Source organism: Acinetobacter sp. CAU_H_78 (assembly GCF_058599365.1).
The window spans coordinates 390,890-404,116 of the sequence record NZ_CM178652.1 but is presented as its reverse complement, the minus strand read 5'-3'; the positions used below and the strand labels follow the sequence as shown (position 1 = coordinate 404,116).

Annotated in this window: 12 protein-coding genes; 8 read left to right on the top strand and 4 right to left on the bottom strand. The window is 42.9% G+C overall.

The genetic code is table 11. The features are described from left to right. Window positions 1-215: 215 nt before the first annotated feature. Together AC4MCD_RS01905 and dxs are read right to left on the bottom strand one after the other, a co-directional pair. Window positions 216-1,046, bottom strand: a complete 831-nt coding sequence (locus AC4MCD_RS01905; protein ID WP_004786976.1) for an inositol monophosphatase family protein — start codon at window positions 1,044-1,046, stop codon at window positions 216-218. A gap of 114 nt (window positions 1,047-1,160) precedes the next feature. After that, window positions 1,161-3,071: a 1-deoxy-D-xylulose-5-phosphate synthase gene (gene dxs / locus AC4MCD_RS01900; protein WP_491876500.1), complete on the bottom strand. Its 1,911-nt coding sequence runs from the start codon at window positions 3,069-3,071 to the stop codon at window positions 1,161-1,163. A 311-nt stretch (window positions 3,072-3,382) separates the two neighbouring features. Here dxs and ribA point away from each other — a divergent pair, with 311 nt between their 5' ends. Next, entirely contained in the window at window positions 3,383-3,985 is a 603-nt protein-coding gene (gene ribA, locus AC4MCD_RS01895) for a GTP cyclohydrolase II (RefSeq protein ID WP_004786979.1), read from the top strand. 121 nt (window positions 3,986-4,106) lie between these two features. Here the strand turns inward: ribA and hemN are convergent, their stop codons facing one another. Next, window positions 4,107-5,480: an oxygen-independent coproporphyrinogen III oxidase gene (gene hemN, locus AC4MCD_RS01890; protein WP_491876499.1), complete on the bottom strand. Its 1,374-nt coding sequence runs from the start codon at window positions 5,478-5,480 to the stop codon at window positions 4,107-4,109. Between the two features lie 242 nt (window positions 5,481-5,722). Between hemN and hemF the strand changes: the two genes are divergently transcribed. From hemF to AC4MCD_RS01860, 6 genes are all read left to right on the top strand, one after another. Further along, the gene (gene hemF / locus AC4MCD_RS01885) at window positions 5,723-6,670 is read left to right on the top strand and encodes an oxygen-dependent coproporphyrinogen oxidase (protein ID WP_491876498.1); all 948 of its coding nucleotides are present in this window, start codon (window positions 5,723-5,725) and stop codon (window positions 6,668-6,670) included. A 150-nt stretch (window positions 6,671-6,820) separates the two neighbouring features. Next, complete coding sequence (locus AC4MCD_RS01880) at window positions 6,821-7,027, top strand: hypothetical protein (protein ID WP_005233693.1); 207 nt, start codon at window positions 6,821-6,823, stop codon at window positions 7,025-7,027. A gap of 98 nt (window positions 7,028-7,125) precedes the next feature. Beyond that, window positions 7,126-7,914 (top strand): shikimate dehydrogenase, encoded by a 789-nt coding sequence (aroE, locus tag AC4MCD_RS01875; protein WP_491876497.1) that lies wholly within the window; start codon window positions 7,126-7,128, stop codon window positions 7,912-7,914. A 386-nt stretch (window positions 7,915-8,300) separates the two neighbouring features. Beyond that, window positions 8,301-10,124, top strand: coding sequence for an acyl-CoA dehydrogenase C-terminal domain-containing protein (locus tag AC4MCD_RS01870; RefSeq protein ID WP_166135889.1), 1,824 nt, complete (start codon window positions 8,301-8,303; stop codon window positions 10,122-10,124). Window positions 10,125-10,483: 359 nt separating this feature from the next. Then, window positions 10,484-10,693, top strand: coding sequence for a cold-shock protein (locus AC4MCD_RS01865; protein WP_004786992.1), 210 nt, complete (start codon window positions 10,484-10,486; stop codon window positions 10,691-10,693). 376 nt (window positions 10,694-11,069) lie between these two features. Beyond that, window positions 11,070-11,354 (top strand): hypothetical protein, encoded by a 285-nt coding sequence (locus AC4MCD_RS01860; protein WP_419374503.1) that lies wholly within the window; start codon window positions 11,070-11,072, stop codon window positions 11,352-11,354. A 99-nt stretch (window positions 11,355-11,453) separates the two neighbouring features. Here the strand turns inward: AC4MCD_RS01860 and hemW are convergent, their stop codons facing one another. After that, the gene (hemW, locus tag AC4MCD_RS01855) at window positions 11,454-12,608 is read right to left on the bottom strand and encodes a radical SAM family heme chaperone HemW (protein ID WP_491876496.1); all 1,155 of its coding nucleotides are present in this window, start codon (window positions 12,606-12,608) and stop codon (window positions 11,454-11,456) included. A 126-nt stretch (window positions 12,609-12,734) separates the two neighbouring features. Here hemW and AC4MCD_RS01850 point away from each other — a divergent pair, with 126 nt between their 5' ends. Beyond that, window positions 12,735-13,193, top strand: a complete 459-nt coding sequence (locus AC4MCD_RS01850) for a DMT family transporter (RefSeq protein WP_159122648.1) — start codon at window positions 12,735-12,737, stop codon at window positions 13,191-13,193. Window positions 13,194-13,227 lie beyond the last annotated feature (34 nt).

The following is a 13,227-nucleotide window of genomic DNA, read 5'->3' as shown; positions in this document are numbered from 1 at the left end:
TTTCAGATTATTTTGTTTAACTGCTAATTTCTTCATCAATTTCTAAGACTTAACCAAGAAAAGAAATGTAATTAATTCTCCAGCCGGTCAATTTTTTTTATCAAGGCTGTGAATCATCTAAATATGAAGATATTTATCTCGTAATTATTTTCAAAAATAAAAAAGGCATCCCGAGAGATACCTTTTTAATATTCGATTTACGGCGTTAAACCCGATTATTTCGCTGCCTCACCCCAAGCAGGAACAACTGCTTGCATAAGAGGTTTCAGCATTTTCATTGAACAAGCCAAAACTTGACCATTTTCCATAGAATCGCTACCACCACGCGCATCAACCACAGTACCGCCCGCTTCTTTCACGATTAACTCACCTGCTGCAATATCCCAAGGTTTCAAGCCAAGCTCGAAGTAACCATCAAGACGACCAGCAGCGACATAAGCCAGATCCAGGGCAGCTGAACCACCACGACGGAATTGTGCACCTGCTTCAGTCACATTGAGCAATGCATCAAAATGATTCTTGGCATAAGAGACTACTTCACCATTACGTTTAGTACGGTAAGCATGACCAACTGCCAGGAAAGTATTGTTCAGACTGTCTTTAACATTTACACGGATACGGCGCTGGTTCAGCATCGCACCACGACCACGGCTCGCAGAGAATAGCTCATCTTTCACAGGGTCATAAATAACACCGTGTTGAGTTACACCTTTGTGCTGAACTGCGATAGAGATACAGAAATGCGGAAAACCGTTGATAAAGTTTAGTGTGCCATCAAGCGGATCGATCACCCAACACCAATCAGCGTCGTGACCTTTACCTTCTTGCAGACCAAATTCTTCACCAAGGAAACTGTGATTTTTATAGCTTTTACGTAGAGTATCGATGGTCAACTGTTCCAGATAACGATCTACACGCGTTACCGGACCATCAATGCCTTTTTCTTCGACTTGCAGATCGAGTTTATGACGATTTTGATGCGCTTTTAAAAGCTCTTGACCAACTAATTGAGCCGCACGCGCAGCCATCACCACCATAGGTTCCATTGAACACCCACTACAAATTTGAAGATACTGATAAAGAATAATGCATAAAAGCCCGCATATTTTAGCAAATATCCGGGCTTTTTGGGAAAAAATGTGTCGAAACTTTTTAAGAGTTTATAACAGGACGCTTTGACCTAGCTTTGACCAGGCTTCATTAATTGATTTTTCAATGCCTTGGCTATCAAGTCCTGCCTGTTGCAACATCTGGCTATGTGTTGCTTGTGCCATAAAGCTATCCGCTAGACCTAGGTTCAGGATTGGTTTAACGATTTGAGCTTCAGCCAGATACTCATTCACTGCACTTCCTGCGCCGCCCATGACTGCATGTTCTTCAACAGTGACAAACAGACTGGTTGAATGGGCCAGCTGGTTTAACATTTTGGTATCCAGTGGTTTGATGAAACGCATATTTACCACGCGTACACCCACGTCATGCTTGCTCGCAAATACCTGAGCGGCTTCCACTGCGGCTTGAACCCGACTACCGAATGCCAGAATAGAAACATATTCGTCATACTGTTCGTTCAGGCTAAGCAATAATTCTGCCTGACCGATCTGCATCTCGGTCATGGTTTTCTGGATTTCCACACCCAGTCCATTCCCGCGCGGATAACGCACTGCTGCCGGACCATGATACAGATAAGCCGTATGCAACATTTGACGGCACTCATTCTCGTCTTTTGGTGCCATGATCACCAGATTCGGAATGGTACGCATATAGGCATAGTCATAAGCACCGGCATGCGTTGGGCCATCTTCACCGACCAGACCGGCACGGTCGATCCCAAACGTCACATCCAGATTTTGCAGCGCTACATCATGGACCAACTGGTCATATCCACGTTGCAGGAAAGTTGAATAAATTGCGACGACCGGTTTTAAACCTTCACAAGCCATACCAGCGGCAAGCGTTACTGCATGCTGTTCTGCAATGGCAACATCAAAGAAACGCTCAGGATATTCTTTGGCAAACTGCACCATGCCTGAACCTTCACACATTGCCGGAGTAATCGCCAATAGGCGTTTATCCTGTGCTGCTTCATCACATAACCATTGTCCAAATACATCGGAATATTTCGGTGCTGGATTAGGGGCTGTAACTGCATTGAGTTTACTAATCGCATGGTATTTAATCTGGTCACATTCTGCTGGCGCAAAGCCCTTACCTTTTTTGGTATAGATATGAATTAGGCGAGGACCTTTACGTTTTTTCAAGGCTTTAAAGACGTGTACCAATTGTTTGACATCATGGCCATCATAAGGACCGAAGTAGTCAAAACCAATGGCTTTAAACAGGTTATCTGCGGCATCAGTTGCAGCTTGATGTAAACGCGAGTTATATAGCCATTCCGGATGTGGCTGTACATAAGCCTCACCATCTTCAGTCACATTGACGAATTCGCCACGCTCCCAAATTGCAGCGAGATGCTTGGCAAAACCACCAGTACTACATGAAATCGACATATCATTGTCGTTCAGAACCACCATCAGGTCAGCCTGATGTGCCACAGCATCATTCATAGCTTCAAAGGCCATACCTGCTGTCATGGCACCATCACCAATGATTGATACGACTTCGCACGGGTTGTTCTGATAACGGCGTGCCAAAGCCATGCCGAGACCAGCAGAAATTGCGGTAGATGAATGCCCTACCCCAAAAGTATCAAATTCGGATTCTTCACGCGCCGGAAATGCGGCCAGACCATCTTTGGCACGGATTGTAGTGAGCTGTTCACGACGTCCGGTCAACGCCTTATGCGGATAAGCCTGATGACCCACATCCCAGATCAGGCGATCATGTGGCGTATTAAAGCAGTAATGTAAAGCGACAGTAAGCTCAATCACACCCAGATTGGCCCCAAAGTGTCCACCACTCTGACCCGCAGCATACAAAATGAATTGACGTAACTCATCCGCCACTTGTGTGAGCTGGCTTTGCTCGAGTGCACGCAGTTGCTCAGGATGATCGATCGCATCAAGCAACGGTGTTACAGGGCGTTGAGTTGGTATTTCTGTATACAGCATATATGGCAAAGCCTTCTAAAGCCTGGCAAAATCTTAAGCTAGGTCAATGGGGAATAACCGATCATATAGTTGAATTGTAGCAGCTTCAATTCAGCTACGCTTCTAGCGATGCAATATTAAACAGCGATCTCGTCGGGGTGAAAAATTTGCAGGCTACGATTATCCTGAATAATCTTACTATTTATCAACTATTATCGTTCGCTTTCTACAAAAAAGAAAATGTTCTTCATAAATTCAGCTGAGCAATTCTACTAATGTTTAAGCATTACGCTATACTTTAGCTACTTTATTAGGATTTTACGGGTTCAGCTGTGCCTATCGAATTTGTCGCAACTTCAAGATTACCGACCGCTCATGGTGAATTTAAAATTACTGTTTTTCAAGACCCTAAAACTGGCGAAGAACATGTCGCTCTTTCTAAAGGCTTAGAAGAACCAAGTGATGAACCTGTGCTGGTCCGTGTACATTCTGAATGTTTAACCGGTGATGCCTTTGCTTCATTAAAATGCGACTGTGGCCCTCAACTCCAGGCAACACAAAAACTGATTAATGAAGTGGGTCGCGGTGTCATTCTTTATTTACGTCAGGAAGGACGCGGAATTGGCTTGACCAATAAAATCCGTGCATACGCCTTGCAAGACCAGGGACATGATACGGTCGATGCCAACCTGATGCTGAATTTACCGGCAGATGCACGTCAATATGATATGTGCAGCATCATGCTGGATCACTTAGGTGTAAAAGCCGTCCGCCTGATCACCAATAACCCTTTAAAAATTGATGCACTGAAAGAGCAAGGCATTAATGTAGTGGACCGTGTACCACTCACTGTGGGTCTGAATCCATTCAATGAGCAATACCTCAAGACTAAGCATGAGCGTATGGCGCATATGTATCAGAAGGAAGATTTTTAAAAGAATCTCCCCCTGCCCCCTCTTTTTCAAAGAGGGGAAATTTCCTTTTGTATAAGTATAGGGAAGCCTCCCTTTTTTAAAGGGAGGTTTGGAGGGATTTATAAGATCCTAAGAGGGATTCTTAAATCGTCATTGAGAAAATCCGGTTCTCTGGCATACGACGCTTTAAACGTAAATCAAAAGCCATGCAAATATTGCGTACAAATGGTTTCCCTTTCTCCAAAATCGTGACTGAAGAGTCTTCAATTTTGATTAGCTGATCCTGCTGCATTTCCACCAACTGCTTTAGAACTTCATCAATTTCAGCAAACTTCATGTCAGGTTTTGCCCAAGAAGTAGTAAAGCCACACATCAGATTCAGGATATGTTTGCGAATAATCAGGTCTTCCTGAGTCAGGATATGCCCTTTCACCACTGGAATCTGATTCTGCTCTAGCAGTTCATAATATTCTTCAATGGTTTTCACATTCTGCGCAAAGCTATACCAGCTATCACTAATCGAAGAAATTCCGAGTCCGATCATTACCTGAGTTTTAGACGCGCTATAACCCATAAAATTGCGGTGCAAAGTTCCAGACTGAAAGGACTGGTACATGCTGTCTTTTTCTAGCGCAAAATGATCCATACCAATTTCATGATAGCCATGCGCCAGGAGCTTTTTCTTACCCTCTTCATAACATTGACGCTTGATCTCATCTTTCGGTACATCCGCATCTTTAAAACCGCGCTGGCCATTCCCTTTAATCCAAGGCACATGCGCATAGCTATATAGAGCCAGACGGTCTGGTAATAGGGAATTGGTCTGATCGATGGTATTTAAGACATCCTCCAGACTTTGAAATGGCAGACCAAAAACCAGATCATGCGAAATCGATTCATAACCAATTTCTCGCGCCCATTCGGTGACCTGTTTGACATTGTCATAAGGCTGAATCCGGTGAATGGCTTTTTGTACGGTTTCATTATAATCCTGCACGCCATAGCTGACCCGACGAAAGCCCAGGTCATATAAGCCTTGCAAATGCTCACGCGTAGTATTGTTTGGGTGACCTTCGAAGCTGAATTCATGTTCTGCTGCAATCTCGGCTTTGGACAAAATGCCTTGAATGAGCTGGGTTAAATGTTCAATTGAAAAGAACGTTGGTGTCCCACCGCCGAGATGAATTTCTTTGATGACGGGTTTTTCTTCTAATAACTCACAATACAGATCCCATTCTTTCAGCACAGCTTGTATATACGGCTGCTCGACCTCATGACGTTTGGTCACCCGTTTATGACAGCCACAAAAGGTACATAAACTTTCACAAAATGGTAGATGGATATACAGGCTGATGCCTTCAGTCGCATTCGACTCCTGAAAAGAACGTTTTAGTGTCTGCTTCCAAAGCTCTAGTGAAAATCCTGACTCTTCCCAATAAGGTACGGTTGGATAACTGGTGTAGCGGGGACCGGGGACATTATATTTTTGAATGAGAGAATTTGCCTGCACAGTCATGAATGCCTACCACCTTATCAGTCAGGTTAATGCGCTGCATAGAGCGCTGTTGAGGTTATTGTGCGGAGCTAAAAAAAAGAATTCAACCTAGTAGTCTGGTCGGATTTAATGCACTACACATCCTTCTAAAACATTAGGTTGAATGTTGTTACAGATGGTGAGCATCCAGAAAAACACCTTAATTTTTAGACCATTTTATGCTTTGATGTAAGCAGTCTTTTTATTTCCCTATGAGGGTTCTGATGCAGCATCCTACCTCTGCAGATATTCAACGCGTTCACGACTTTCTCCTCGACCTGCAAGCCCGGATTTGTGCCGCGCTGGAACAGCAGGAACATGCCGGTGGCGGTACAGCCGAATTCATGATTGATGACTGGGAACGTCCTGAAGGTGGCGGTGGCCGTTCACGCGTGCTGCAAAATGGTACGGTGATTGAAAAAGGCGGTGTGATGTTCTCTCACATCAATATTTCCAAACTGCCCGCTTCTGCCACTGAACGCCATCCGAATATAGCCGGAGCTAAAGCCCAAGCCATGGGTGTATCTTTAGTCATCCATCCTAAAAATCCGAATGTCCCGACCTCACATGCCAATGTACGTTTATTTGTGGCGGAAAAAGAAGGTCAGGATCCGATCTGGTGGTTTGGTGGCGGTTTTGACCTTACCCCTTTCTATCCAAATGATGAAGATGTGCTTTCATGGCACCAGACGGCGCATGATCTCTGTGCTCCATTTGGCGAAGAGGTTTATCCGGAACATAAAAGATGGTGTGATGATTATTTCTATCTAAAACATCGTGATGAGCAGCGTGGTGTCGGTGGCCTATTCTTTGATGACTTGAATCAATGGGATTTTGAAACCTGTTTTCAGTATATGCAGGCTGTAGGCAATGGCTATTTAGAGGCCATTTTGCCAATTTTCCAGCGTAACCAAGACAAGCCTTATACTGAAGCACAACGTGATTTCCAGCTGTATCGTCGTGGCCGTTATGTGGAATACAATCTGGTATATGACCGTGGCACACTGTTTGGCCTGCAGACGGGTGGCCGGATTGAATCAATTCTGGTGAGCCTGCCACCTCTTACCGGTTGGTTATATCGCCCGGAATGGGCTGAAGGATCAGCAGAAAAACGCTTGACCGATTATTACCTTAAACCGCATGACTGGTTAACAGAATTAAAAACAAAATAAAGCAATCAAAATATTTAAATACAAATTGCCCTCAGATGGAGGGCTTTTTTAATGGATAAATCCTCTATACTGCAACTCAGAAAGATATTTCAGGATCTACTCCTTAATCTTGACTCTGATAAAGATAAATTCTGCTAGGTAAAAATAACAATGTTTAAGCTTCACCTTAATCCTGCTACGTTGGCCTTTTGGCTATTTCTGGCGCTGGGTATTAGTGCGATTAGTACCGCTGTCATCAGTCATAACCTGATTTTAGATGTAGTTGCCATTTTTGTGAGTGTCCTCACGATTGCCGGAACCTTATTTAGTATGGCCTTGCTTTTTGTCGAACATATTATTGAGATTTGTAGTTCTTAAACCTTTAATCTTTAGCCTGCTTTTCACTACTGACAGGCTTTAGCCCTCCTGCATTTTCACGTATATTAATGGCCATTTCTGCACATGGATATGGTGAAATGAGCAAGCAATTTGCCGTTATTGGCAACCCCATCGAACAATCACGCTCTCCTGAACTGCATCAGGCTTTCGCTACCAAAACCGGGGTCGATCTGACCTATACCAAACGCCTTGCTCCACTGGATGGTTTCACAACCAATATCCAGGAATTTTTTGCTCAGGGCGGTATTGGCATGAATGTGACTGTGCCCTTCAAAGAACAGGCCTTTGCCCAATGCCAAGTCCTCACCGAACGCGCCAAAATCGCCAAAGCCGTGAATACCCTATGGATGAAAGATGGCATTCTGCATGGCGATAATACTGACGGACAAGGCTTAGTCGAGGCTATTCGTGCTCTTGACTGGACTCTGGAAAATACTGATATCCTGATTATTGGTGCTGGCGGTGCGACCCGTGGCGTTATCTATCCATTGGTACAAGCCGGTGTGAAGAAGATTGTCATTGCTAACCGTACTTTGTCACGTGCAGAACAACTGGTTGCCGATCTAAAAGACGCTGTGCCTCAAGCGGAGTTACAAGCCATTGCCTTAACTGAGTTGGCCGGTAAGTTTGATATCGTAATTAATGCGACTTCTGCCAGTCTTAGCGGTGATGCGCTGGTACTACCTGAAGCTCTACAGTTTAAACATGCCTATGAAATGGCCTATGGCAAACCGTCCACGTTCCTGGATCAAGCCAAAGCCCGTGGTATCCCTACCTCTGAAGGTTTCGGCATGCTAGTCGGTCAGGCCATTGAATCTTTTTATATCTGGAACGGAGTAAAACCTGAGTTGAAAGATTTTCTTTAATTCTGAATATTTTTGAGATGAACGGGTTAGCCATTAATCCGTTCGCTCTTTTCCTTTCATTAAAAATAATAAAATTAAATTGGATTTAATGACATGATTTATCCAATGATTAGACCCTAACATTCGTGTACAATTCATACAAAAAACCCCCTAGACAATCTCCCTAAATGTTGATTAAAGTCCAGACAGATAAGCATTTTTCAATATAAGTGCCTTATTTAAAGATGGAGAGTTCCTTTATTTAATCTTTAAACTTGTCTGATCTTCTCGATTCGCTTTTCTGACATTTTTATTTGTTGTCTTTATCAATGTTTTTTTATCCCCAATGTGAATAATCATAGAATCGATACAGATAATCCAAAACTATTTTAATCAGGATTAAACGCATGCCAGCATATAAAGCTCCTTTACGTGATATTCGCTTCTTAATGAATGAAGTGCTTGATTACCCTGCACATTACCAAAAACTGTCAAATGGCGAATATGCCGATGCAGATACGGTAGACATGATCCTAGAAGGTGCGGCAGATTTCTGTGAAAATGTACTTTCTCCGCTGAACCAGACCGGCGATGCAGAAGGCTGTCATTTTGAAAATGGCGAAGTACGTACACCGAAAGGCTTCAAGGAAGCTTATGATCAGTTCGTACAAGGTGGCTGGCAAGGTCTGTCTTATCCTGAGGAATTTGGCGGTCAAAACCTGCCGATGTCTTTAAACCTGATCAAATCAGAAATGATGGGTACAGCGAACTGGTCTTTCCAGATGTATCCAGGTTTGAGCGTGGGCTGTATCAATACCATTATCCAGTATGGTACTGATGAACAGAAAAATACCTATTTACCGCATCTGGTTGCAGGTACCTGGTCAGGTACGATGTGTCTGACTGAGCCACAATGTGGTACTGACCTGGGTCAGGTAAAAACTAAAGCTGAACCACAAGCTGATGGTACTTATGCCATTTCAGGCACTAAAATCTTCATTTCTGCGGGTGAACACGATTTAACTGAAAACATCGTACACATCGTTTTGGCACGTCTTCCAGATGCGCCACAAGGCACCAAAGGCATTTCTTTATTCATCGTACCGAAATTCATTGCTACTGAAGATGGTGGTATCGGTGAACGCAATGCGGTGAACTGTGGTTCGATTGAACACAAGATGGGGATCCGTGCCTCTGCAACCGCTGTACTGAACTTTGACAATGCAGTAGGTTATTTAATTGGCGAGCCAAACAAAGGCTTGCATGCCATGTTTACCTTCATGAATACCGCGCGTATTGGTACCGCAATCCAAGGTATCTGTCATGCAGAATTATCGTTCCAGGGTGCATTGCCATATGCTAAAGAACGTATGTCGATGCGTGCCCTGTCTGGCAAAAAAGATCCAGAAAAAGTAGCGGATGCGATCATTCACCATGCCGATGTGCGCCGTATGCTATTGACCCAGAAAGCGATTGCTGAAGGTGGTCGTGCCATGATCTATCATGCAGCACAAATTGCAGATAACATGAATGATGCCCTGCTGCGTGGTGATACTGCTGAATTTGAACAGCAGGATGATCACTTAGGTTTCTATACCCCTATTCTGAAAGGCTTCCTGACTGAAATGGGTTATGAAGCAGCGAACCACGGTATGCAAGTATTTGGTGGTCATGGTTACATCAAAGAATGGGGCATGGAGCAAATCGTTCGTGACTCACGTATCTCTACCCTGTACGAAGGAACGACTGGCGTTCAGGCGCTTGACCTGATTGGCCGTAAAGTCCTGCTGACCTCTAAAGGTAAAGTGATTCGTGATTACACCGCTGAAATTCTGAAATTCTGTGGTCAGCATGCACGCAATAAATACATGCGCCGTTTTGCCTGGGATCTGACCAAGCTATGTGCACAGTGGAACGCACTCACTGTACGTATCATGCTGGCAGCACGTAAAGACCGTGATATCGTATCCTCTGCTTCTGTGGACTTCTTGATGTTCTCGGGTTACGTCATGATGGCTTACTTCTGGGCACAACAAGCTGCGGTTGCTTCAGCAAAACTGGTTGCTGGTGATGGTGCAGAAGTTCCAGAGTTCTACAAAGCGAAGATCAAAACTGCGGATTTCTACTTTGAGCGTTTATTGCCACGTGCCCAAGGCCATGCGGAAGCAATGGTGAATCCATCAAAGACCATGACTTCACTGGCAGCAGAACATTTCAGCTTTGATTACTAAGTCAAAAGTTTAGGTTTTAGCTTTAAAAAGAGCGCTACGGCGCTCTTTTTCATATGTCAACATGATGACTTGATACAAAGAAAAATCTGCTGCGTACACAAACTACACAAATTTATATCTATAATTTTCAGACGCCTATTAAATAATCCATATAATTTACTTGAATATCTATAAATACAGGGTATGATGGCGATAACTAGAAAAATTCTTGTTTTGGTTAGTCTTCTTTTAAGTATCGCAGTTTTAGTCATAAACCTTCGTTTTAAAGATCAATAAGCTCCATCCTTTTTATTTTTCAAAGTTACAGCTAGTCATCTGAAATTTTGACTATAAATCCATAAGATTCAATAGGTTATATTATGTCTAACACAGTTACCGGTACAGTAAAGTGGTTCAACGAAACTAAAGGTTTTGGCTTCATTCAACAAGACAATGGTCCAGACGTTTTCGCTCACTTCAGCGAAATCCAAGGTTCAGGTTTCAAAACTTTAGCTGAAGGCCAAAAGGTTTCTTTCAGCGTAGCTCAAGGCCAAAAAGGTCCTACAGCGACTAACATCACTGCAATCTAATATTGCGAAGATGAAAAAAAGCACTCATTAGAGTGCTTTTTTTGTACCTTAAATTGGCTAATTTTAGTTTCCAGATCAATTAATTAAATTTAAAAGATAATTAAATATTCGCTTTTCATTCATCATCTTGTCCCAAATCTCTTCATCTAATTTTAATCAGGTTAAAACATGAAGAAACTGAGAAGAATTTTGATGATTTTAAAATCAAAAATTGCCCATAAAAATATAGAAGTTTTAATTAAAATTATTATTTATTAGCTACTTAAATACAAATTTGACAGAAATCCTGAAATTTACAAAAGTCTTGTCTACAGCTCCATCTTCCCTACATCACTGACTCCTATGATGAACTCATTAAATAAATATGAGTATTATCATGAATAAATTAGTTTCTTCTTTAATGATTGGCTTGATCGCAACAACAGCTACCATGTCAGCAATGGCGGCTCCTGGACCGGATCATCGTCATCCAACGCCATCAGCGCATCATTTTGATAAGAAACCAATGCCGCATAAAGGTGGTTTCCATAAAGCACCTCCTAAAGCGCATTTTAACCAGCATGATCGTCATGATAAATTTGGCAAGAAAGACCATAAGGGTTTCTTCAACAAAAACCATCACAATGGCCCGCATCACAAGTTACCGCCTAAGTATCGTTAATCCGAATGGCTTAAATGCATAGTGGAGAGAGAAGAAAAAGCCCGATGTAACTCATCGGGCTTTTTTAAACTTGATTAATTATTTAGATAGATTAGGCAATTAAAGAAACTCTTCCAGCACAGAGTTTAAAAAGATGTGACCTTGCTCAGTACATGCCAGACGTTCTGTATCTTCTACCATCAGTTGACGTTGGCGCAGTGAAGTCAATAATTCACTCAGTGTATCCAAACTATAGCCTGTTCGTTCAAGATAAAGCTTTGCTTCCACGCCATCATTTAAACGTAAAGCATTCATCATAAATTCAAACGGCATATCTACCGCTTCGATGCGCTTAAACTGCAAATTTTCTGCTGGCACTTTGGCTAAATAGTCTTTAGGCAAACGGGTTTTCTGGAAACGGTAAACACCATCCGGTTGAGTCACTTTGCCATGTGCCCCTGCTCCAATGGCCAGATAATCACCAAATTGCCAGTAATTCAGATTATGTGCCGATGGCAATTCTTTACGCCAGGCAGAGACTTCATAATTGATAAAGCCATTGGCTTTTAAATAGGCCTCGCCCTGTTCCTGAATCTCTTCCAGTACTTCATCGACCGGTAAAATCGGCTGAGTACGGAAAAACACGGTATTCGGCTCAATGGTTAACTGATACCACGAAATATGCGTAGCGCCATTCTCGACTGCCAGTTTCAGGTCATTGAGTGCCTGCTCCAGTGTCTGTCCAGGCAAGCCATGCATCAAATCTACATTAATTCGCTGAAATCCTGCGTCACGCGCCAAGCCAATCGCCGAGATCGCATCTTGATTGCTATGGATTCGGCCCAGCTTTTTCAGATGCTCGGTATTAAAACTTTGCACGCCTATCGAAAGACGATTAATACCAGCTGCTAAATATCCAGCGAATGGATCATGCTCCACTGTACCCGGATTGGCTTCCAGTGTGATTTCACAATTCTCTTCAAAAGGAATCAGTGCTTTCAGTTCGGTAAATAGCCATTGATAACCTGCAGCAGAGATCAGTGACGGCGTTCCCCCACCGATAAATACACTATGAATCGAACGGCCTTGGGCAAAATCAACCTGAGTTTTAAAGTCCTCTACCAGCGCATGCAGATATTCCCGCTCCAGGTCTAAAGACAATTTTCCATCAGGCACGGCATGCGAGTTAAAGTCACAATACGGACATTTACGTACGCACCACGGCATATGGATATACAAGGATAAAGGAATAAGTGCAGGATTCAATTCAGCCAAAGAACTACTCAAAAACAACTACAAGATCTAGCGTAATTTTAACATGACTCGGCAACAACACTGCTAAAATTAAAATCGCCATCGCCTAATGCCTAAAAATTTAAATAGAATTAGATAGTTAAAATTATGAAAATATCTTCCCAGCTCCTCATTTTACTGCCTTTGGTCTTTGCAATCGGGGTCTTGCTGACCTTACAGACGGCTATTAATACCCAATTAAAAGAATATTTATATTCTCCTATTCAAGCTGCATTTTTTTCCTTTTTGATTGGTACAATAGTGCTTGCCGGCATCGTGCTGTTTCAGTCACATCCCAAACCAGGTTTACAGGAGCTGATTGCAGTTCCCTGGTATCTCTGGTTAGGTGGATTTTTGGGTGTTTATGCGATCAGCATGAGTATTTATGCTGCTCCCAAAATGGGCTTCCTGACACTGACCGGAATGATTATTTTTGGTCAGATGGTGATGTCCATGATCGTCGATCAGTTTGGTCTGCTGGGCAATGAAAAAATGCCGGTGAACTGGCAACGTCTTTTAGGTGGCGTGGTGATTTTTATTGGTGTGCTTCTCACTTTACAACGCTAAACCTTATCTCTAAGCACATGATCACTAATGAGTA